General features: G+C 72.6%; 17 protein-coding genes. 9 read left to right on the top strand and 8 right to left on the bottom strand.

Annotated features, from left to right (window positions below):
• Positions 1-240 precede the first annotated feature (240 nt).
• Positions 241-1,941: a phenylacetic acid degradation protein PaaN gene (paaN, locus tag B082_RS0121265; protein WP_018553837.1), complete on the bottom strand. Its 1,701-nt coding sequence runs from the start codon at positions 1,939-1,941 to the stop codon at positions 241-243.
• 123 nt (positions 1,942-2,064) lie between these two features.
• On the opposite strand from paaN, the gene B082_RS0121260 reads away from it, so the two are divergent.
• On the top strand, positions 2,065-2,667 hold the full coding sequence (locus tag B082_RS0121260) for a TetR/AcrR family transcriptional regulator (RefSeq protein WP_018553836.1): 603 nt from the start codon (positions 2,065-2,067) through the stop codon (positions 2,665-2,667).
• A 31-nt stretch (positions 2,668-2,698) separates the two neighbouring features.
• On the opposite strand, the gene B082_RS0121255 is transcribed toward B082_RS0121260, so the two are convergent.
• The gene (locus B082_RS0121255) at positions 2,699-3,205 is read right to left on the bottom strand and encodes an Lrp/AsnC family transcriptional regulator (RefSeq protein WP_018553835.1); all 507 of its coding nucleotides are present in this window, start codon (positions 3,203-3,205) and stop codon (positions 2,699-2,701) included.
• A gap of 216 nt (positions 3,206-3,421) precedes the next feature.
• Between B082_RS0121255 and pdhA the strand changes: the two genes are divergently transcribed.
• From pdhA to B082_RS0121220, 7 genes are all read left to right on the top strand, one after another.
• Complete coding sequence (gene pdhA, locus B082_RS0121250) at positions 3,422-4,585, top strand: pyruvate dehydrogenase (acetyl-transferring) E1 component subunit alpha (RefSeq protein ID WP_018553834.1); 1,164 nt, start codon at positions 3,422-3,424, stop codon at positions 4,583-4,585.
• A complete protein-coding gene (locus B082_RS0121245; protein WP_018553833.1) occupies positions 4,582-5,613 on the top strand; it encodes an alpha-ketoacid dehydrogenase subunit beta in 1,032 nt (343 codons plus the stop codon). The genes pdhA and B082_RS0121245 overlap by 4 nt, the downstream gene beginning before the upstream one ends.
• The gene (locus B082_RS0121240; protein ID WP_026250025.1) at positions 5,613-6,983 is read left to right on the top strand and encodes a dihydrolipoamide acetyltransferase family protein; all 1,371 of its coding nucleotides are present in this window, start codon (positions 5,613-5,615) and stop codon (positions 6,981-6,983) included. Before B082_RS0121245 ends, B082_RS0121240 begins: the two co-directional genes overlap by 1 nt.
• 99 nt (positions 6,984-7,082) lie before the next feature.
• Positions 7,083-7,934 (top strand): NTP transferase domain-containing protein, encoded by an 852-nt coding sequence (locus B082_RS0121235; protein WP_018553831.1) that lies wholly within the window; start codon positions 7,083-7,085, stop codon positions 7,932-7,934.
• 998 nt (positions 7,935-8,932) lie between these two features.
• Complete coding sequence (locus B082_RS0121230; RefSeq protein ID WP_420707691.1) at positions 8,933-10,570, top strand: molybdopterin-binding protein; 1,638 nt, start codon at positions 8,933-8,935, stop codon at positions 10,568-10,570.
• Positions 10,571-10,590: 20 nt separating this feature from the next.
• Positions 10,591-11,664: a potassium channel family protein gene (locus tag B082_RS0121225; RefSeq protein WP_018553829.1), complete on the top strand. Its 1,074-nt coding sequence runs from the start codon at positions 10,591-10,593 to the stop codon at positions 11,662-11,664.
• 281 nt (positions 11,665-11,945) lie between these two features.
• A complete protein-coding gene (locus tag B082_RS0121220; RefSeq protein WP_018553828.1) occupies positions 11,946-12,935 on the top strand; it encodes an NAD(P)H-quinone oxidoreductase in 990 nt (329 codons plus the stop codon).
• A gap of 69 nt (positions 12,936-13,004) precedes the next feature.
• Here B082_RS0121220 and B082_RS0121215 read toward each other — a convergent pair whose 3' ends face one another.
• From B082_RS0121215 to B082_RS0121190, 6 genes are all read right to left on the bottom strand, one after another.
• On the bottom strand, positions 13,005-13,553 hold the full coding sequence (locus B082_RS0121215; protein ID WP_026250024.1) for a bacterial proteasome activator family protein: 549 nt from the start codon (positions 13,551-13,553) through the stop codon (positions 13,005-13,007).
• 96 nt (positions 13,554-13,649) lie between these two features.
• Complete coding sequence (locus B082_RS0121210) at positions 13,650-16,511, bottom strand: FtsX-like permease family protein (RefSeq protein ID WP_018553826.1); 2,862 nt, start codon at positions 16,509-16,511, stop codon at positions 13,650-13,652.
• Positions 16,508-17,275, bottom strand: coding sequence for an ABC transporter ATP-binding protein (locus B082_RS0121205; protein WP_026250023.1), 768 nt, complete (start codon positions 17,273-17,275; stop codon positions 16,508-16,510). Before B082_RS0121205 ends, B082_RS0121210 begins: the two co-directional genes overlap by 4 nt.
• 122 nt (positions 17,276-17,397) lie before the next feature.
• Positions 17,398-18,006, bottom strand: a complete 609-nt coding sequence (locus B082_RS0121200; RefSeq protein WP_018553824.1) for a PadR family transcriptional regulator — start codon at positions 18,004-18,006, stop codon at positions 17,398-17,400.
• A 74-nt stretch (positions 18,007-18,080) separates the two neighbouring features.
• A complete protein-coding gene (locus B082_RS39960) occupies positions 18,081-18,548 on the bottom strand; it encodes a hypothetical protein (RefSeq protein WP_234018200.1) in 468 nt (155 codons plus the stop codon).
• A 95-nt stretch (positions 18,549-18,643) separates the two neighbouring features.
• Positions 18,644-20,299 (bottom strand): protein kinase domain-containing protein, encoded by a 1,656-nt coding sequence (locus B082_RS0121190; RefSeq protein ID WP_018553822.1) that lies wholly within the window; start codon positions 20,297-20,299, stop codon positions 18,644-18,646.
• Positions 20,300-20,650: 351 nt separating this feature from the next.
• Here B082_RS0121190 and B082_RS0121185 point away from each other — a divergent pair, with 351 nt between their 5' ends.
• Complete coding sequence (locus B082_RS0121185; RefSeq protein WP_018553821.1) at positions 20,651-22,339, top strand: protein kinase domain-containing protein; 1,689 nt, start codon at positions 20,651-20,653, stop codon at positions 22,337-22,339.
• Positions 22,340-22,354: the final 15 nt, after the last annotated feature.

Raw genomic sequence — 22,354 nt, 5'->3', positions numbered from 1 at the left:
GCCCCCGGGCCCCCGGTCCTCAAGCGCCGGACGGGCTGGGTGGTGCGGACGGGCTGGGTGGTGCGGGTGGGGCTTCGCCTCCCCCCGGGGCCCTGGGGCGGAAGGGTCTGAGGGGGTGAGTGGCTCCGCCCCGGGTTCCCAGGCCCCTTGGCCCCGGTCCTCAAGCGCCGGACGGGCTTGAGGACCGGGGGCGTCGGTGGGCCGGGGATCGGGTGGGCTGGGTGTTCGGTGGGGTGGGGGTCAGCGTTGGCGGCGGACTTCCAGGGTGCGGAAGCGGTTGGAGACGAAGGCGCCGTCGCAGAGGGCCGCGTTTGCCGCCGGGTTGCCGCCCGAGCCGTGGAAGTCGGAGAAGGCCGCTGTCTGGTTGACGTAGACCCCGCCGGTGAGGTTCAGGGAGAGCTGGGCGGACTCGTCCAGGCAGACGTCCTCCACCGCGCGCTCCACCTCCTCGGACGTGGTGTACGCGCCGACCGTCATCGCCCCCTTCTCGCGGATGGTGCGGCGCAGGAGCTCCACGGCGTCCGCCGTCGAGTCGACGGCCACGGCGAAGGAGACCGGTCCGAAGCACTCCGCGAGGTAAGGGGGCTCGCCGTCCGTCTTGGCGGCGTCGAGCTTCACGATCACGGGGGTGCGGACGGTGGCGTCAGGGAAGTCGGGGTTGGCCACCTCGCGCGAGGGCAGTGCGACCTCGCCCAGGTGGGCCGCGGCGTCGAGGCGGGCCTTCACGTCCGGGTTGACCAGGGCGCCGAGCAGACCGTTCGCTCGGGCATCGTCGCCCAGGAGGCCGGTGACCGCGGCCGCGATGTCACCGACGACGTCGTCGTACGTCTTGTCGCCGGCGTCCGTCGTGATGCCGGACCGGGGGATGAGCAGGTTCTGCGGGGTGGTGCACATCTGGCCGCTGTAGAGGGAGAACGAGAACGCCAGGTTGGCGAGCATGCCGCGGTAGTCGTCGGTGGAGTCCACGACGATCGTGTTGACGCCGGCCTTCTCCGTGTAGACCTGGGCCTGGCGGGCGTTGGCCTCCAGCCAGTCACCGAATTCCGTGGACCCCGTGTAGTCGATGATCTTGATCTCGGGGCGGACCGCCAGTGTCTTGGCGATGCCCTCGCCCGGGTACTCGGCGGCCAGGGCGACGAGGTCGGGGTCGAAGCCCGCCTCGGTGAGCACCTCGCGCGCCAGCCGAACCGTGAGGGCCAGCGGGAGGATCGCGCGGGGGTGGGGCTTCACCAGGACCGGATTGCCCGTGGCGAGGGAGGCGAAGAGGCCCGGGTAGCCGTTCCAGGTGGGGAAGGTGTTGCAGCCGATCAGCAGCGAGATGCCGCGGCCCGCGGGGGTGAACGTCTTGTGCAGGGCGAGCGGGTCGCGCTTGCCCTGCGGCTTGGACCAATCGGCGGTGCGGGGGACGCGGAGCTGCTCCTCGTACGCATACGCGACGGCTTCCAGGCCCCGGTCCTGGGCGTGCGGGCCACCGGCCTGGAACGCCATCATGAAGGCCTGGCCGCTGGTGTGCATCACGGCGTGGGCGAACTCATGGGTGCGGGCGCTGATCCGCGCCAGGATCTCCAGACAGACCAGGGCCCTGGTCTCGGGGCCGGCCTCGCGCCAGGCGGGCATGCCCGCGCGCATCGCCGGGAGCAGGACGTCCAGGTCCGCGTGCGGATACTCCACCGCGAGCTCGGGGCCGTACGGAGAGACCTCCCCGCCCGTCCATCCGTCGGTGCCCGGCTGGTCCAGGTCGAAGCGGGTGTTCAGCACGGCGTCGAAAGCGGCCTTGCCCTCGGCTGCGCCGAGGCTCCCCGGGGCGCCGCCCTCCCCGTACGCCTTCGGGTGCTCGGGATGCGGGGACCAGTAATCCCGCGAGCGGATCGCTTCGAGGGCCCGGTCCAGCGTGGGGCGGTGCTTCTCGGACAGCAGGTGCGGGGAGAGCTCGGCGGCCATGGCGGACCAACTCCTCATCGAGCTGGGCAGGGACGGGCGGACAGAGTTAGAGTAACCGAACGATCGGTCGGGACAAGGGGGCCCACGAAACCTGTGGACAACTCGTAGGGGAGGATCGCGGACATGACCACGGCCAAGCGGGACACGTACACGCCGGAGACTCTGCTGACCGTCGCCGTCCGTGTCTTCAACGAGCGGGGTTACGACGGCACGTCCATGGAGCACCTGTCGAAGGCGGCGGGCATCTCCAAGTCGTCCATCTACCACCATGTCGCGGGCAAGGAAGAGCTGCTGCGACGGGCCGTCAGTCGCGCCCTCGACGGGCTGTTCGCGATCCTCGACGAGTCGGGGGCGACGCGAGGCCGCGCGATCGAACGGGTCGAGTACGTCACCCGCCGCACGGTCGAGGTGCTGATAGCCGAACTGCCCTACGTCACGCTGCTGCTGCGGGTGCGGGGCAATACGCAGACCGAGCGCTGGGCCCTGGAGCGGCGGCGCGAGTTCGACCAGCGGGTCGCCGAACTGCTCAAGGCGGCCGTCGCGGACGGCGATCTCCGCTCCGACGTGGACATACGGCTCGCGACGCGGCTGCTGTTCGGCATGGTCAACTCCCTGGTGGAGTGGTACCGGCCGCTGCCCGACGGCGGCGCGGAAGGGGAACGGCTCGCGGACACCGTGGTGCAGCTGGCCTTCGACGGCATGAAGTCCGGTCCGTCCGGCCGCTGATCAGCTGCCCGCCCCTCCCGTGCGTGGCCGCTCAGGCGAGTTCTGTGGGGCGGTCCGGCCCCGGGGCCAGGTCCGTTTCCTCGAACACCAGCAGCGTGCGGGTGGACAGCACTTCCGGAATGGCCTGAATTCGGGTCAGTACCAGCTCGCGCAGCGTCCGGTTGTCCGGTGTGTGCACCAGGAGCAGGACGTCGAAATCGCCGCTGACGAGCGCGATGTGGGTGGCTCCCGGCAGTGCCTGGAGCTGTTCGCGGACGGTGCGCCAGGAGTTCTGGACGATCTTGAGCGTGATGTACGCGGAGGCGCCCTGCCCCGCCCGCTCGTGGTTCACACGCGCGCTGAACCCCTGGATCACGCCATCCTCGATGAGCCGGTTGATCCGCGCGTAGGCGTTGGCGCGCGATACGTGGACGCGGTCGGCCACCGACCGTATCGAGGCGCGGCCGTCCGTCTGGAGCAGTCGCAGGATGTCGCGGTCGATGGCGTCGAGCGGGCGCGCCGGGGGCAGGCGGCCGGGTTCCTCGCTCCCGTCGGCCATTTGTTCAGCTGCCATGTTCCCGTGCCTCCCCGTCCTGGACGACCTGTTCCCATCCCAGGCTGTGGAGAACCGTTTGTCCACAGGCTGGCGGTGCCTGTAGCCAAAATGCCCTCGCGACCGAACAATCGGTAGGTGAGACGCGCCACACTCGCGCCTTGCGCTCTTTTCGATATATCGCCATATTTCGATACAGCCCGATGCTCGGAGGTGCCTGTCATGACGGTCCAAGAGCTGCCCGGCGCGGCCGCCTACCGGCCCACGCCGCCCCCGGCCTGGAAGCCGCTCACCGATCCCGCGCCGCTGCTCCCGGACCCCGAGCCGTACCGGGTGCTGGGTACGGACGCCGTGGCCGAAGCCGACCCCGAGCTGCTGCGGCGGCTCTACGCCGAGCTGGTGCGCGGCCGGCGGTACAACACCCAGGCGACGGCCCTCACCAAGCAGGGCAGACTGGCGGTCTATCCGTCGAGCACGGGCCAGGAGGCGTGCGAGATCGCGGCGGCCCTGGTGCTGGAGGAGCGGGACTGGCTCTTCCCCAGCTACCGCGACACGCTCGCGGCCGTGGCGCGGGGGCTGGATCCGGTCCAGGCGCTGACGCTGCTGCGGGGCGACCGGCACACCGGCTACGACCCGCGCGAGCACCGCATCGCCCCGCTCTGCACCCCGCTGGCCACCCAGTTGCCGCACGCGGTGGGTCTGGCCCACGCGGCACGACTCAAGGGCGACGACGTGGTCGCGCTCGCCATGGTCGGTGACGGCGGCACCAGCGAGGGCGATTTCCACGAGGCGCTGAATTTCGCGGCCGTCTGGCGGGCCCCGGTCGTCTTCCTCGTACAGAACAACGGCTTCGCCATCTCCGTCCCCCTGGCCAAGCAGACCGCGGCCCCGTCCCTGGCGCACAAGGCCGTGGGGTACGGAATGCCCGGACGGCTCGTCGACGGCAACGACGCGGCCGCCATGCACCAGGTGCTCTCCGAGGCGGTCGAGCGGGCCAGGACCGGCGGCGGACCGACGCTGGTCGAGGCCGTGACATACCGCATGGACGCCCATACGAACGCCGACGACGCGACCCGCTACCGCGGTGACAGCGAGGTCGAGACCTGGCGGGCCCACGATCCGGTGCGGCTGCTGGAGCGGGAGCTGACCGGACGCGGACTGCTCGACGACGACGGCATCGAGGAGGAGCGGGTGGCCGCGGAGCGGATGGCCGCGGGGCTGCGCGAGCGGATGAACGCGGACCCGGTGCTCGACCCGATGGACCTCTTCACCCATGTGTACGCGGAGCAGACGGCGCAATTGCGCGAGCAGGCCGACCGCCTGCGCGGTGAGCTGGACGCGGAGCACGACCAGCACGGCACGGACGACGGGGGAGCAGCCCGATGACCACGGCAGCGGCGACGGCCGGGGAGCGGACGGCGAAGGCCAAGCCCGCCACGATGGCGCAGGCCCTGGGACGCGCGCTGCGCGACTCGATGGCCGATGACCCCTCGGTGCACGTCCTGGGTGAGGACGTCGGGACGCTCGGCGGGGTCTTCCGGATCACCGACGGTCTGGCGAAGGAGTTCGGCGACGAGCGCTGCACGGACACTCCGCTGGCCGAGGCGGGCATCCTCGGGGCGGCGGTCGGCATGGCGATGTACGGGCTGCGGCCCGTGGTCGAGATGCAGTTCGACGCGTTCGCCTATCCGGCGTTCGAGCAGCTCATCAGCCATGTCGCCAAGATGCGGAACCGGACCGGGGGCGCGATGCCGCTGCCGATCACCGTCCGGGTTCCCTACGGCGGCGGCATCGGGGGCGTCGAGCACCACAGCGATTCCTCGGAGGCGTACTACATGGCGACCCCCGGTCTCCATGTCGTGACGCCGGCCACGGTCGAGGACGCGTACGGGCTGCTGCGGGCCTCGATCGCCTCGGACGACCCGGTGGTCTTCCTGGAGCCGAAGCGTCTGTACTGGTCGAAGGCCGACTGGTCGCCGCAGGAGCCCACCGCCGTGGAGCCCATCGGCCGGGCCGTCGTGCGCCGCCCCGGCCGCAGCGCCACGCTGATCACGTACGGGCCGTCCCTGCCGGTCTGCATGGAGGCGGCCGAGGCCGCCGTCGAGGAGGGCTGGGATCTGGAAGTCGTGGATCTGCGCTCGCTGGTGCCGTTCGACGACGAGACCGTCGCAGCTTCGGTGCGCCGCACCGGGCGCGCGGTCGTTGTCCACGAATCCACCGGCTTCGGGGGCCCCGGCGGCGAGATCGCCGCCCGGATCACCGAGCGGTGTTTCCACCACCTGGAGGCGCCGGTGCTGCGCGTCGCCGGATTCGACATCCCGTATCCGCCGCCGATGCAGGAGCGCCACCACCTCCCCGGTGTGGACCGGGTTCTCGACGCCGTCGCACGGCTCCAGTGGGAGGCGAGCAACTGATGGCTCAGGTCCTTGAGTTCAAATTGCCGGACCTCGGCGAGGGGCTGACCGAGGCCGAGATCGTGCGCTGGCTGGTGGAGGTCGGGGACGTCGTCGACATCGACCAGCCGGTGGTCGAGGTCGAGACGGCCAAGGCGATGGTGGAGGTGCCGTGCCCGTACGGGGGCGTGGTGACCGCCCGGTTCGGCGACGAGGGCACGGAGCTTCCGGTCGGGGCGCCGCTGCTCACCGTGGCGGTCGGGTCGTCCGCGGAGGCTTCCGGCAAGAGCGATTCCGGGGCCGGGACGGCTGACGCGGAGCCCGCTGCTGCGGATTCCGGATCCGGGAATGTGCTGGTGGGGTACGGGACCGGGGCGCCGCCCGTACGTCGTAGGCGGGTGCGGCCGGATGGGCTGAAGGCGACTGGGGCGGCGCCTGCCGCGCGGGTGGTCGCGGTCCCCGCCTCCCCTGTCTCCCCCGCCGCCTCGGCCGCTGTCTCCGGCCGGGGTACGGGGCCGGTCGCGGTCGTGTCGCCGCTGGTGCGCAGGCTCGCGCGCCAGCACGACCTGGATCTGCGCCGGCTTGCCGGCTCGGGCCCCGACGGACTGATCCTGCGGGCCGACGTCGAGTCCGCCATCCGGTCCGCCGCCGAGGCATCGGCCGTGGCACCCGAGGTGCCGGACGAGGCGCCCGCACGTGCCGCCGGCGAGCGGATTCCGCTGCGCGGGGTGCGTGGCGCGGTCGCCGACAAGCTGAGCCGCAGCCGGCGGGAGATCCCCGACGCCACGTGCTGGGTCGATGCCGACGCGACCGAGCTGATGGCCGCACGGGCCGCGATGAACAGCGCCGACGGGCCCAAGGTGTCGGTGCTCGCGCTCCTCGCCCGGATCTGCACGGCGGCCCTGGCCCGGTACCCCGAGCTCAACTCCACGGTGGACCAGGAGGCGCGCGAGATCGTACGGCTGCCGCAGGTGCACCTCGGCTTCGCGGCCCAGACCGAGCGGGGCCTGGTCGTCCCGGTCGTCCGCGACGCCCACGCGCGCAGCACGGAATCGATCGGTGCGGAGATCGCCCGGCTGACCGAAGCGGCCAGGACGGGGACGCTGAAGCCGGCGGAGCTGACCGGTGGCACGTTCACGCTGAACAACTACGGGGTTTTCGGGGTCGACGGATCGACGCCGATCATCAACCACCCGGAGGCGGCGATGCTGGGCGTCGGCCGCATCGTCCCCAAGCCGTGGGTGTACGAGGGGCAGCTCGCGGTGCGTCAGGTCGTGCAGCTGTCACTGACCTTCGACCACCGGGTCTGCGACGGCGGCACCGCCGGGGGCTTCCTGCGCCATGTGGCCGACTGCGTGGAGCAGCCCGCGTTGCTCCTGCGCAGTCTGTAGACCCGGGGCCGGCGGGGCCGACGGGAGTGGTGGTGCGGTGAGGCCGCGGTGCCGGCACCTGCCGGGGCCGCGGTGCGGCAGGGCCCGCATACTCGGGGCATGACCGCCTACGACGCCATCGTTCTCGCCGGAGGAGCCGCCAAGCGGCTGGGCGGCGCCGACAAGCCGGGGTTGCGGGTCGGTGGCCGGGCGCTGCTCGACCGTGTGCTCGCCGCCTGTGCCGACGCCGGGTCCACCGTGGTGGTGGGGGGCCGGCGGCCCACGGTGCGCGCGGTGACCTGGGCGCGCGAAGAACCTCACGGCGGAGGGCCGTTGGCGGCGCTCGGTGCCGGGATGCGGCATACGTCGGCGCAGTACGTTGTCGTGCTCTCCGCCGATCTGCCGTTCCTGGGCGCCGATACGGTCCGCGCGCTGCTGGCGGCCTCCGCTCCGGGGACCGGTGTGGACGGCGCCCTCTGCACCGACGAGGGCGGGCGCGACCAGCCGCTGGTCGCCGTCTACCGGGCGGAGCCGTTGCGCCGCGAACTGGCGCTGCTCGCCGCCGAGCACGGTGGTCTGGCGGGGCTGCCGCTGCGCCTGCTCACGCACGAGCTGACGCTCTGCCGGGTGCCTGCGGGGCCGCTCGCCTCGTTCGACTGCGACACCTGGGAGGACATCGCTTCGGCGCGGGCCCGGATCAGAGAACATGGGACCGTGCTGGATGAATGGATCACCGCAGTCAAGGATGAACTCGGCATCGACCTCGACGTCGACACCGGCCTTCTGCTCGACCTCGCCCGTGACGCCGCGCATGGCGTCGCCCGGCCTGCCGCGCCCCTGACGACCTTCCTCGTCGGCTACGCGGCAGGGAAGGCGAGCGGCGACGGCGGCGGGCCCGAGGTGGTGGCGGAGGCCGCGCGCAAGGCGGCGGCGCTGGCACTTCGGTGGGCGGACGAGACCGGGTCGCCGTGACGGGCCGCAGCGGCGGGTCGGGGGGCGCGGAGGGCGCCGGAGGCGCCGGTGCTTCCGGGGGGCCGGGTCCGGCGGGGAGCCCCGCAGCCGCGGGCCCCGGGGCCGCCGGGGCCGCCGGGGCCGCCGGGGCCTCCGGGGCCTCCGGGGGTGAACCCGCCTCCGGTGGGCGTGCCGCCGCTGCTGGGCGCCGTACCGCCGCCGACGAGCGGCGCGCCGCTGCGGAGAGGCGTGCCGCGGCCGAGGCCGAGGCGAGAGCCGACGAGGAGCGGGCTGTCGCCCAGGCCCTGGCCCTCGTGGGCCGGCAGCCGCCGCCTCGGGAAACCGAGCCCGTCGAGCGGCCGGATCGGGCCGTTGGGCAGCGGGATTGGCCTGTCGGCCGGCCGGATCGGGGCGTGGGGGAGCCGGGTCTGCCCGTTGGGCGGGCGGGGGCTCCGGGTGTCGGGGAGTCGGATCAGCTCGTTGGGCGGCCGGGTGGTCGGGGTGTCGGGGAGCCGGATCGGCTCGTTGGACGGACGAGTGACGGGGGCTTGGAGGAGCCGGACGACTGGCTCTCCGGGTTGCAAAGTGACTGGCCGAGCGGACCGCCCGCCGGACAGCTGAACGATTCGGCCTCCGTGCTGTCGGACGGCCGGGCCGCTGCCGGTGAGGCAGGCGGCCGGGAGGGCGGGTGGTCCAGCGACCGGCCCGACACCGACTCGTGGGGCGGGGCTTCCGGGGAGCCCGGGGGCTTGCCTGGCGTGGGGGCGGCTGACGTGGCGAGGGAGCGGCCGGAGCGGCCGGAGCGGCCGGAGCGGCCGAGCGATCTGCCCATGGGGTTGTCCAGCGGTCGAGCCGTTGGCCGGTCCATTGACCGAGCCGTTGACCGGTCGTCCGTCGGCCGGGGCGCCGCGCAGCCGTGGGGCGGGGCTGCCGGGGAGCCTGGGGGCTTGTTTGACGTGGGCGTCGTCAACGAGGCGAGTGGCCTGCCCGTTGACCGGTCCGCCGCGCAGTCTGGTGGCTTGCCCGGCGTGGGTGGCGCCGCCTTGGCGGGTGACCAGTCGAGTGACCTGTCCGGCGGGCTGCCCAGCGGTCGGTCCGCCGGCCGCCCTGCCGATCGGCCCGCCGCACAGCCCGGGGCCTCGTCCGGGGTCGGCGGCGTTGCCATGCCGAGCGAGCCGGCCGGCAATCGGCCGAGCGAGCCGTCGGGTGCTCGTCCGGGCGACCCGTCCGACGGGCAGTCCGGCAGCCGGGACGGCGGGACGTCCGCAGGCTCGTCCGCCGGGTGGGCGGGTCACCGGTCCGTCGCCGCGCCCGCGCCCCACAGCAACCAGCGCCCCGCGCACCATTCCACCCCCCGAGACCCCTCCCCAGCGGGGGCCGGGTCGTGTGCTGGTTCGCAGAGTGCCCCATCAGGCAGGGGGCTCTCCTGGGGGGAGGCGAGGGTTGTTGCCGGGCGGGAGGGGAGGGTGGGGCGGGGGCGTACCGAGTGGGTGGGGCTTGATCGCGCTCTCGGGTACGTGCTCGCCGAGCCGCTCGTGGCGCTCACCGATCTGCCGTCGTTCGACACCTCGGCCATGGACGGCTGGGCCGTCGCCGGGCCGGGGCCGTGGAGCATCCGGGCGGACGACGGCATCCTCGCCGGGCACGCCGCCCGCGACCCGCTGCCCGACGGGGACGCCGTGCGCATCGCCACGGGTGCCCGTATCCCGGCGGAGGCGACCGCCGTCGTCCGCAGTGAGCACGCTCACGCCGACGAGGCCAAGGGACTGCTGTACGCGCAGCGCCCCGTGAGCCAGGGACAGGACATCCGGCCGCGCGGCCAGGAGTGCCGGTCGGGCGAGCACCTGCTCCCCGTCGCGACGGTGGTGACCCCCGCCGTCCTCGGGCTGGCCGCGGCCGCCGGGTACGACGAGCTGCCCGTCCGCCCCCGGCCGCACGTCGACGTTCTGGTCCTCGGCGACGAACTGCTGACCGAGGGGCTTCCCCACGACGGGCTGATCCGTGATGCGCTCGGGCCCATGATCGGCCCCTGGGTGCGTGCGCTGGGGGCCCAGGTCTGCGCACCGCGCCGCCTCGGCGACGACGCGGAGGCCCTGTGGCAGGCGCTCACCGACTCCGAGGCGGACCTGATCATCACGACGGGTGGCACCGCTGCCGGCCCCGTCGACCACGTCCACCGCGTCCTCGCCCGGATCGGCGCCGAACTGCTGGTCGACGGGGTCGCCGTGCGCCCCGGCCACCCCATGCTGCTGGCCAGGCTCTCCCCCGGCGGGCCCTGCCTCGTCGGGCTGCCCGGCAACCCCCTGGCCGCCGTCTCCGGGCTGCTCACCCTGGCCGGGCCGCTTCTCGCCGGGCTGGCCGGGCGTACCCCCGACGAGCACTACCGGGTGGCCGTACGAGACGATGTGCACGGGCATCCACACGACACCCGGCTGGTGCCCGTGGTCCATCGGGCGGCCGGAGAACCCGGAACCGCAGGCGGGCAGGAGCACGTCGTACCACTGCATTACAACGGTCCCGCCATGCTGCGCGGGATTGCCGCCGCGGACGCGTTGGCCGTCGTGGAGCCGGGAGGGGTACGGTCCGGCACCGAGGTGGAGATCCTCGACCTACCGTGGGCCTCGGCGGTGCCGTGGACTGAAGGGTGTTTCACGTGAAACTTCCCGGCCATGACGCGATGGCCAGGCGGGCCGACGAGCAGGTCGTCCCCACTCGGGTGATGCTTCCGCGCCGGGTCGTGGACGGGCCGGCGCGCCAGGTGGCCAAGCGGCTGATGATGGCTCTGGCCGTGCTGGCCGTCACCGTGTTCATCGTCTGGGTCGACCGCAGCGGATACCACGACGCGGCCGACGGCAAGGTCGATCTGCTGGACGCGGTGTACTACGCGACCGTCACCCTCTCCACCACCGGGTACGGGGACATCACTCCGTACAGCGACGGCGCACGGCTCGCCAATGTGGTGCTCGTGACACCGCTGCGCGTGCTCTTCCTCATCATCCTGGTCGGCACCACTCTTGAGGTCCTCACGGAGCGGACCCGGGAGGACTTCCGGCTGAAGCGTTGGAGAACCAACTTGCGTGACCACACTGTCGTCGTCGGCTTCGGCACGAAGGGTCGCTCGGCCATCCAGACCCTGTGCGCCACCGGGCTGAGCAAGGAACAGATCGTCGTCGTCGACCCGGCGTCCAAGGTGATCGAGATCGCCAATGCCGAGGGGTTCACCGGCGTTCTCGGGGACGCGACGCGCAGCGATGTGCTGCGCCGTGCCGAGCTCCAGAAGGCGCGTCAGATCATCATCGCCACCCAGCGCGACGACACCGCCGTCCTGGTCGCGCTGACCGCCCGCCAGCTCAACCGCGGTGCGAAGATCGTGGCCGCGGTGCGCGAGGAGGAGAACGCGCCGCTGCTGCGGCAGTCCGGTGCGGACGCTGTCATCACCAGTGCCAGTGCGGCGGGCCGGCTGCTCGGGCTCTCGGTGCTCAGCCCCAGTGCGGGCACGGTGATGGAGGACCTCATCCAGCAGGGCAGCGGGCTCGACCTCGTGGAACGCCCGGTCATAAAGGCCGAGGTGGGCAAGAACGTGCGGGAGACCGACGACCTCGTGGTCAACGTCCTGCGCGGGCACCGGCTGCTCGGTTACGACGATCCGGCGGCCAGCCCCTTGCAGCTGACGGACCGGCTGATCACCATCGTCCGCGCGTCGAACGATCCGCCGCCCAACCCGCTGCACCAGCCCCTCCCGCGCCCCTGAGCCGCCGCCCGGATGCCGGCCGCCGCTGAGCCCGCGCCCCGGGTGCCGGCCGCCCCTTGAGCCCCCGACCGGGTGCCGGCCGCCGCTGGGCCCGCGCCCCGGCTCACCCCAGGCCCCGCCCAGGCCCCGCGGGCATCTCACCCAGTCCCCGCACCCCGGCTCGCCCCTGGCCCCGCGCAACGCCCCAGACCCGCCGCACCTCACCCAGCCCCCGCGCCACCACCTCGCCCCGCGCCCCGTGTGTCGGCGTGGGCGGGGTGTCACGGAGTAGCCTCGCGGCCATGCATGCGATCACGATCCCCGAACCCGGTGGCCCCGAGGCGCTCGTGTGGGCCGAGGTGCCCGATCCCGTTCCCGGCGACGGCGAGGTCCTCGTCGATGTCGTGTCCAGCGCGGTCAACCGGGCCGACGTGCTCCAGCGGCAGGGCTTCTACAACCCGCCGCCCGGCGCGTCCCCCTACCCGGGCCTGGAGTGCGCCGGCCGGGTGTCGGCCCTCGGGCCGGGCGTCACCGGCTGGGCCGTCGGCGACGAGGTGTGCGCGCTCCTGGCGGGCGGCGGTTACGCGGAGAAGGTCGCCGTCCCGGCGGGGCAGTTGCTCCCCGTACCCGAAGGGCTGGACCTCGCATCGGCTGCGGCGCTGCCCGAGGTGACGGCGACGGTCTGGTCCAACGTGTTCATGGTGGCCCATCTGCGGCCTGCCGAGACCCTGTTGGTGCACGGCGGCTCCAGCGGCATCGGCACGATGGCGATCCAGCTCGCCAAGGCGGTCGGCGCACGGGTCGCGGTGACGGCCGGCGGACCCGAGAAGCTGGCACGCTGCGCGGAGCTGGGCGCGGACATCCTGATCGACTACCGCGAACAGGACTTCGTCGAGGAGATCCGCAAGGCCACGGACGGGGCCGGCGCGGACGTCATCCTCGACATCATCGGCGCGAAGTACCTCGACCGGAACGTGCAGGCGCTCGCCGTCAACGGCCGGCTGGCGATCATCGGGCTCCAGGGCGGCGCCAAGGGCGAACTGAACCTCGGTGCGCTGCTGACCAAGCGGGCGGCCGTCACCGCGACCTCGCTGCGCGGGCGCCCGCTCGCCGAGAAGGCGGCGATCGTCGCGGCGGTGCGCGAGCACGTCTGGCCGCTCATCGCCGAGGGTGTCGTGAAGCCGGTGATCGACCGTACGGTGCCGATGCGGGACGCGGCGGAAGGGCACCGGGTCATGGAGTCCAGCGCGCACATCGGCAAGGTCCTGCTCAAGCCGCCCACCGCCGCCTGATCCGAAGGCGAGAGGCCCGGCACACGGTGTGTGCCGGGCCTCTCGCATGGTCGATCGGACAGTGCGCGTTTACAGGTACGGCCCCGAGCGGAGCGGGCCGTGGGGGTCGGCGCCGCCGTCCTCCTCCTCGTGCCCGCTGCCCGGCGGCAGGGCACGGCGCATCTGCTCCAGCTGGGCGCGGGCCGCCATCTGCTGGGCGAACAGGGCGGTCTGGATGCCGTGGAACAGGCCCTCCAGCCACCCCACCAGCTGGGCCTGGGCGATCCGCAGCTCCGCCTCGGAGGGGACCGAGTCCTCGGTGAACGGAAGCGAAAGCCGCTCCAGTTCCTCCACCAGCTCCGGCGCGAGGCCGTCCTCAAGCTCCTTGACCGAACCGGCGTGGATCTCCTTGAGGCGGACCCGGCTCGCCTCGTCGAGAGGAGCCGCCCTGACCTCCTCCAGGAGCTGCTTGATCATGCTGCCGATGCGCATGACCTTCGCGGGCTGTTCGACCATCTCCGTCACCGGGACCTCCCGCGACTCGTCGTCAGTGCCACCGCCGCCGATCGCCATTCCGTCCTGGCCCACCACGAGGACCTGGGGGTGCTCCTGCGACCGTTCATTCCTCGGCATCTCCATGTCGCCCATTGTCGCGCACACACGGCGTTCACCACTGTGGTGCCCCCGGGAACGGAAGATCCACCCTTCCCGGGGGCACCGGAACAGCCCAGTGGGTCAGCCGGCCCGCCGCGCCAGGGTCAGCCGCGAGCGGGTGAACGCCGCCGCGAGTACCCCCGCGATCAGCGGGACCGCCACGGCCAGCAGACCGATGGTCGCCCAGGGCAGCACGATCGGCGTGTACGCGGACTCCATGGGCTGGAGCCGCATCTGCTCCATCGCCTGGCGCAGGTCGACCAGGCGCAGCGCCACCGCGGGCACCAGACCCGCGGCCGTCCCCAGCAGCACCCCGGTGAGCGCCACCACCAGGCACTGGAAGCCGGAGAGGGCCCGTCGCACCCGCGGGGGCGCGCCCACCGCGCTGAGCGTGGTCAGGTCGGCCTCGGCGTCGGCCTTGGCGAGACCCGTGGTGATCGCGGCCGCGCCCACCGTCACCACTCCGGCGAACAGGGTGAGGATCAGCAGGATGATGCTGTCCCGGTCTCGGGACTCCTGGTCGGACTGCACCCAGACCCCGCCGCCGGCCTGGTCGATGGCGGCCGAGACGCGCTGGTCCTCGGCGTCCGTGGGCGTGTGGCTGACGGCGTACACCGTGCCCGTCGGCTGGGTGTGCAGACCGAGGCGCTCCGCGGTCCGCTGCGGGAGGATCATGCGGATGCCGGGCGTGGCGGCGTACTCGGCCTTTGCCACGTACACCTTCAGCCGGTCCGTGGACTTGCGGGCCGGGCCGGGGTGCAGTTTGCGGTTCTCCTTGTCCTTGTCGTGGTACGTGTGGACGGACTTGAGGGTGACCTCGCCGTTCTCCGCGTACGCCTCGTTGAGCAGGACGGGCGTGCCGGCCTTCAGGGCAGCGGCGGCGGCCGGGTCGTCGAGCTTCACGTACGTGGCGAGCAGGGACGCGTCGCCCACGACGATGTTGTTGGAGTCCGCGCTGAAGGACCCCGTGGAGATGTACTCGTCCATGCAGGCGGGGGACCGCATCATCGTGCGGTGCTCCTCGGCGGACAGCCGGGCGGCGAGTTCCTTGGCGCCCTTGGTGTTGAGCGGGCAGGTGTGGCCCTTGCCGGAGGGCTTGACCAGCTCGATGGTGCCGCAGCCGCCCCCGTCGTCGTCGTAGTAGACGTTGCAGTCGCTGCCCGCCCAGACGCGGGAGATGTCGGCACGGCCGCCGGTCACCGCCATGTTCTGCTCGACGGCGGCACGGGCGACGGGCAGCCGCTCGGCGGACTCCTCGTCCCACGCCGAGAGGACGACCGTGCCCTCGGTCAGCATGGGGATGTAGTCGTAGTCGGACTCGGCCACGCTGCTGGACATGTAGGTGGCGATGGCCACCGAGCCCGCGACGGCCGCCATCACGGCGGCGACCGCCGGAGCGGTGCGGCCGCGGTTGCGGGCCGCGTCGCGCAGCGCCATCCGGGGCGAGAGCGGGAGCCTGCGGCCGAGCCGGCCCAGCAGCCCGACGATCACCGGAATGCAGGCCAGCAGGCCCAGTTCCGCGACGACCGAGCCGCCGGAGACCAGCGTGGAACTTCCGCTGGTGCCTCCGTACACGGCGACTGCGACGCCGAGTGCGAGCACGCAGGCGCCCGTGATCGGCAGCACGCGGGAGCCGCGGCGCACCCCGCGCCGGCCGGTGAGCGATTCCAGCACGGACTGCCGGCCGGCCACGATCGCCGGGGCGAGCGCCGCCAGCAGGCCGGTGACCAGGCCCAGCAGGGCGATGATCAGCAGTTCGGTGGGCCGCATCGACAGGGAGCCGAAGCGGTGCCCGGCCCAGTTCTCGATCGTCGGCCGGATCACCACCGTCAGCAGCAGCCCGGCCGCGACACCGACGACCGCTCCGACGCCGCCGAGGACGAGACCGCCACCGAGGACGACGGCACGGACCTGGCCGCGGTCGCCGCCGCACGTGCCGAGCAGGCCCAGCTGGCGCCGGGAGCGGCGCGCCCCGACAGCGAACGCCGGTCCGGCCAGGAGCACGATCTCAAGGATCGCCATCGCGACGACGGTGATGAGGGCGGCGCTGGTCTCGGCGGAGTCGGGGTTGCCGGAGCCGTACTGAGGGTTCGTCCGCAGGAGCGGGATCTCGGAGGCCGCCGGGGGGTTCTCGAAGACCTGCCGGGAGACGACGACAGCGCCGGCCTTGTTGGCCGCCATCACGTCGTTCCAGACGATTCCGGCCTCCCCCGCACCTTCGACGAGCCACTGCGACGGGCCCGGATGGGGTGCCGGCACCTTCTTGTCGCGGTCGGACATGGCCTTCCAGGGGGCGATCACCGCACCCGGGTCGGCGTACAGCTGCTTCGCCTTCAGATCGGCGGGCAGTTCGATCGCACCGGTGATCGTGTACTTCTTGCCGGAGACCGTCACCGTGATGTCGGAGCCGACGTGCAGGCCCGCCGACTTCAGGAAGGGCTTCGTGGCCACCATCTCGCCCGTGCCGCGCGGGAACGCGCCCTCGACGAGCTCGATCCTTCCCCGGGCCATCCGGTCCGAGGTCTTGAGCTCCACGATCTCGGTGCCGGCCAGCCCGTACGCGGTCCTGACGCTCGCGGGCACGGACTGCTCGCTGATCGCCCGCGCCCCCTTGGGGAACACCGCCCGCATGTCGATCGGCGGCACTTCCTCGCCGATCATCTCGCTGTCGGCGCTGGCCTCGTTGCTGTACATGTCGCCGTCGGGCATCTGCTGGATCGGCCCCATGCCCGCGTCGCTGAACAGCGCGTCGGCCGAGCCGATCCGGGCCGTCAGCTGCTCCGCCGCGCTCAGATCCGAACTGCGGTACGTGATGTCTGCGGCCGTCACCCCGAGGACCGGCAGCGCGATCATCGCGACCACCAGGGCGCTGCGGCCCTTGGCCCGCAGGGCGTCGCGGCGGGCCATCCGGAGGGCGGCACGCCACCCCGTGAAGACGCTCACTCGGCTCCTCCGGCGGCCAGCAGCGAGTCGGCCCCGGCGGTCAGTGTCTGGTCGACGATCGAACCGTCCCGGAGGAAGACGACCCGGTCGGCCCAGGCCGCGTAGCGCGGTTCGTGCGTGACCATCACCCCGGCCGCGCCCTGGTCGCAGCGGTTGCGCAGCAGGGCGAGGACGGCTTCGCCGGTCTCGGAGTCCAGGGCCCCGGTCGGCTCGTCGGCGAGCACCAGGCGCCGGTCCCCCACCAGCGCGCGGGCGATGGCGACGCGCTGCTGCTGGCCGCCGGACATCTCGTCGGGGAAGCGGTCCGCGATCTCCAGGAGGTTCATCTCCTCCAGGGCGGCCCGTGCCTCCTTGCGGGCCTTGCGCACGGAGACCCCGTCGAGTTCGCGCGGCAGGGCGATGTTCTCGGCGGCGGTCAGGGCGGGGATCAGGTTGTAGTCCTGGAAGACGTAGCCGACGCTGCGGCGGCGCAGGGCGGCGATGCCCTTGCGGCCGAGCGTGGAGATGTCCTGGCCCTCGATGATCACCTGGCCGCCGCTCGCGGTGTCGAGCCCGCCGGCGAGGGTCAGCAGGGTGGACTTGCCCGAGCCGGACGGGCCCATCACGGCGACGAGTTCACCGGCGTGCACCGAGAGGCTGATGCCGCGCAGCGCGTGCACCTCGGCGATGCCGGTGCCGTGCGTGCGGGTGAGGGAGCGGAGTTCGAGGACCGGTGTGTCCACCGTCAAAGGTGGTGCGGACGGCGACGGAACGTGCAGGGACATGCGGGTGGTTCCCCCCTTGGAACGGATCTGTGGCCGGTGCCGGACGCGTGCGGCACCGCGTGGAGCCTCGGTGTGGTGTGACGGGCCCCGGCCGCCGTGCGGGCGGACCCGGGCGCGCGGGGTCAGTGGCGCGCGCGGGTCCGCCCGGCGGGACGGGAAGCGGTGGCCGGGGCCGTACGCTGCTCCGGCTCCCTGGCGGCCTCGGCGAGGCGGATCAGCCGGGCCTCGCAGTGGTCCAGCCACCGGGCCTCGGCCTCGGCCTGGAATATCAGCTGTTCCACGACGAGCAGCCAGGCGACCTCGTCCCGGTTGGCGGGGGCCTGGGCCAGGGACTGCGCCTTGAGGCGGGTGTAGTCCTGCATGGCCTTGACGGTGTGGTGGCGCTGGGCCTGGATGACGGCCCTGATGTCGACGCCGGGCGCGCCGACCGCCATGGCGAGCTTGATGGCCAGCTCGTCCCGGGGCGGGCTGCTGCGGTCGACCGGCGTCTCGAACCAGGAGCGCAGCTCGGTGCGCCCGGCGTCGCTGATCGAGTAGAGGGCGTGGCCCTGGTCGTCCTCCGCGTCCTGGACGACCAGGCCGTCGCGCTCCAGTCTGCTCAGTGTCGTGTACACCTGCCCGACGTTGAGCGGCCAGGTGGAGCCGGTGCGCGATTCGAATTCGGTGCGGAGCTGGGAGCCGTAGCGCGGCCCTCGCTCCAGGAGGGCGAGAAGCCCGTGGCGGATCGACATACTGAGTATGTATACCGAGTATGTTGACGGGCGCAAGTTTCCCCCGGGCCGTGCACGGGGATTCGGCCCGGGTCTCAGCGGGCCCGGCGCATACGGAGGGCGAGGAAGCCGATACCCAGTCCCACCAGGGCGATTCCCGCGCCGAGCGACACCTGCTGCACCCGGTGGACGGTCGCCTCGTCGAGAGCCTGCCGCCCCGCCGGGGCGTCCTCGGGGAAGTCGCGCGGGTCGGGCGTGAAGGCGGGCACGGAGGCGGGCTCCGTCGTCGCCGACTGCTCCTCGCGCTCGGCCCGCTCGTCCAGCGCGTCCTGCCGGGCCAGTTCGGCGGGCGACCGTCCGGGCCGCTGCCGCCCGGACCCGGCGGACCACCCGGCGAGCGGCGGCGACTGCATGCTCTCGGGGGGCGCCGTTCCAGCGGTGGGTGACGGCGAGGGGGAGGGAGAGGGGAAGGCCGGCGTCACGCCTCCCAGGGCCGCGGCCGCCGTCAACGCCAGGCAGGCCACGCCCCGCGAGGAGCGCGCGGAGAGTCGTCCCGAAGCCATGCGGCCACCGTCACATGTGACCGTACGACCGGCACCTCAGGTGATACGTACGGATGACGTCGCGGACTGCCGCGCGCAGATGCGCCGGACAGGCGCTACGCGGGGTCCCCCGTGGCGATGCGCAGTTCGAAGTGGGCGCCGGTCTCCGGCACCGCCGTCCCGGGCGTCGGGAACTGGTCGATGACCTGGTCCTCCGCGTACGCGTTCCCCGGGACCTTGATCTGCTTGATCGTCCAGCCCGCCGCGTCCGCGCAGGCACGTGCCGAGAGGATGTCCTTGTAGAGGAAGCTCGGGGCGCTGACCTTGTTCGGGTCGTCCGAGTCCTCTATGGCGTCCGTGCACTTCTCGGTCTTCATCGTCCGGTTGCGTTCCGGATCGCGGTGCTCGCCGGCCGGGGACTCGCTCGCCGAAGCCTCGGTTCCGCCCTTGTTGTCGTCGCCGTTGACCGCGATGATCGTGATCAGGCCGCCGATGGCGACCAGCGCGACGACGATCGAACCGATGATCACCGGCATGTTCCGCTTGGAGCCGCCGCCCGCAGGGGTGGTCGTCGTCTGCGGGGAGATCGTGTACGGCGGGGGCGTCTGGTGCTGCATCGGCACCATGGGGGCGCCGGTCTGGTAGGCGGGCGCCGGCGTCTGCGGGTAGCCGTACGACGGTCCCGGGGCGGGGGCCGGCGTCGTGGGCCCGTACGGGCCTGGCTGCTGCTGGGACTGGTAGGGGCCCGGCTGGTACGGCGTCTGGACGCTCTGCGGGGCGGGTGCGGACTGGTCGACCGGCGGGAAGACCGCCGAGCCGACGCCCGAGCCGCTGTTCGCCGGGACGCTGCCGTCCCCGACGATCACCGGAGCGCTGGCCTGCACACCCGCGCTCAGCACGCGCGCGATCTCGTCCTGCATCGCCGACGCGCTCGGGAAGCGCTCGTTCGGGTTCTTCTTGAGCGCGCGGGCGACGAGGGCGTCCATCGCCGGCGTCAGCGCGCGGTTGACCGTGGACGGGGGGACGGGCTCCTCCTGCACATGCGCGTACGCGATGGCGAGCGGGGAGTCCGCGTCGAAGGGGAGGCGGCCGGTCAGCAGCTGGAAGAGCATGATGCCGACCGAATAGAGGTCGGAGCGCGCGTCGACCCCGCGGCCGAGGGCCTGTTCGGGGGAGAGGTACTGCGGGGTGCCGACGACCATGCCGGTCTGCGTCATCGAGGTGACGCCCGACTGCATGGCGCGGGCGATACCGAAGTCCATGACCTTCACGACGCCGCGCTTGGTCACCATCACGTTGCCCGGCTTGATGTCGCGGTGGACCAGGCCCATTTCGTGGCTGGTGTCCAGCGCGGCCAGCACATCGGCCGTGACCTTGAGCGCCTTGTCGGCCGGCATCGCGCCCTGGGCACGGATGTCCGCCGCCAGGACGGAGCCGAGCGGCTGTCCCTCGACGTACTCCATCACGATGTACGGCATCAGCGCGCCGCCGAGCTCGTCCTCGCCGGTGTCGAACACCGAGACGATGTTGGTGTGCTGGAGCTTGGCGACGGCCTGGGCCTCGCGGCGGAAGCGCTCCCGGAAGGACTGCTCGCGGCCCAGCTCGGTGTGGAGGGTCTTGATCGCGACCTGGCGGTCGAGCGCGGAGTCGTACGCCAGGTATACGGACGCCATCCCGCCTTCGCCGAGCAGGTCACGCAGCTGGTAGCGGCCGCCGGCAACCGAACCGCCCGCGTAGCGGCCCTGCGAACCGTGTGCGCCGTCGTGGCTCATGACTTGCTTCCCCCTCGGCGCGCGACTCACGCGAAACTCGGCGCGCGACTCACGCGATGATCCGTATTACTGGCCAAGTCTGCCCGAGGGGTACGACACGTCAAGCCAGGTGCCCGTTCCGTGACCCTACGCACAAGAAGCGTCTCGGAAGCGTTACAGGAACCGCATGGAATTTGCGCGGGCGGCGCGCCAGCCGATTGGATGGCCGGTCCGGCTCGGAATCGGCGGGTCCGACGGAGGCTGTAGCGTGACGGGGCAATGCGGCCGGCAGCGCAGCCGGGAACGCAGCAAGACACCGTGAGACCCCGCGGACGCGCGGACGGACGCGGACAGATACGACGGCGAGGACTGATGGCACCCGAACCCGAAGCAAACGGCGGCGGAGTTCCGGATGGCACCGAATCCTGGGGCATCGGAGGGGTCGTCGGCGACGGGCGCTACCGGCTGACCCACCGGCTCGGCCGGGGCGGCATGGCCGAGGTGTTCGCGGCGGAGGACGTCCGGCTCGGACGTACGGTCGCGGTGAAACTGCTGCGCTCCGACCTCGCCGAGGACCCGGTCTCCAAGGCGCGGTTCACGCGCGAGGCGCAGTCGGTCGCCGGGCTCAACCACCATGCGGTCGTGGCGGTGTACGACTCCGGTGAGGACACGGTCAACGGGCAGACCGTCCCGTACATCGTGATGGAGCTGGTCGAGGGCCGCACGATCCGGGACCTGCTGCTCAACGCCGAAGCCCCGCCCCCGGAGCAGGCGCTGATCATCGTGTCCGGGGTGCTGGAGGCGCTCGCCTACTCGCACCAGCACGGCATCGTGCACCGCGACATCAAGCCGGCCAATGTGATCATCACGCACTCCGGCGCGGTCAAGGTGATGGACTTCGGCATCGCCCGCGCGCTGCACGGCGCGCAGTCCACGATGACGCAGACCGGCATGGTCATGGGCACGCCGCAGTACCTCTCCCCCGAGCAGGCCCTCGGCAAGGCCGTCGACCACCGCTCCGACCTGTACGCCACCGGCTGCCTGCTGTACGAACTGCTCGCGCTGCGGCCCCCTTTCACGGGTGAGACCCCGCTCTCCGTGGTGTACCAGCACGTCCAGGACACCCCGGTCCCGCCGTCGCGGATCTCCGACGTGGTGCCGCCCGAGCTCGACGGGCTCGTCATGCGTTCGCTGGCGAAGGACCCGGACGACCGGTTCCAGAGCGCCGAGGAGATGCGCGGGCTCGTCCAGTACGGCTTGCAGATGCTCCAGGTGCAGGGGGGCCACACCGGTACGTGGAACACCGGCGCCGTCGTCCTGAACGACGGCTCCGGCACCCCGCCCCGGGGTATGACCGGCGCGACCCGCGCCATGGGCTACCCGCAGCACGGCGACACCTCGCAGGCCCCGATCCTGCCGCCGATGAACCCGGACGACGGCGGCTACGACGGCGGCAGCACCCGGCAGGGCGGCGGCGGGCGCGGCAAGGTGCTGCTGTTCGTCGTGCTCGCCCTGATCGCGATCGGCGCGGGCGTGGCCATCGCGCTGAACGCGGCGAACAGCGGCGGCGACAACCACGAGAAGCAGCCGACCGAGACCTCCAGTTCGCCGAGCCCGACGGAGGAGTCACCCACGCCGACGCCCGAACAGACCGAGGACACCGAGCTGCCCGGCACCAGCACCGGCAACACCTGGGACAACACGCGGCAGCCCTCGTACACGCCGAGCCAGACGTCCGAGGCGCCTGAGACCCCCTCGACCGAGCCGGACACGGGCGGCACGGAGGACGGCGGCACGGGCACCACCAACGGCGGTTCGGCGACGAGCGGCAACAGCAGTAACGGTTCCAGCAACGGCAGCAACGGGACCAGCAACGGCAACAGCAGCAACGGTTCCGGCAACGGCAGTACAGGGACCGACGGCGGCGACACCGGTTCCAGCGACGGCGGTACGGGTACGAGCGAGGGCGCGTCCGAGGGCGCCGACGGTGCCGCGGGCGGCGCCGCCGAAGGCGCCACCGCCGGGACGCCGACCGGAGGCGCCGGCTCGGCCACCGGCTGAGCGCGCCGCGCGGCC

The organism is Streptomyces sp. ATexAB-D23, from assembly GCF_000373645.1.
Classification (GTDB): Bacteria; Actinomycetota; Actinomycetes; order Streptomycetales; family Streptomycetaceae; genus Streptomyces; species Streptomyces castrisilvae.
Note: the sequence above shows the minus strand (reverse complement) of the source record. Positions and strands in the feature narration are given on the sequence as shown.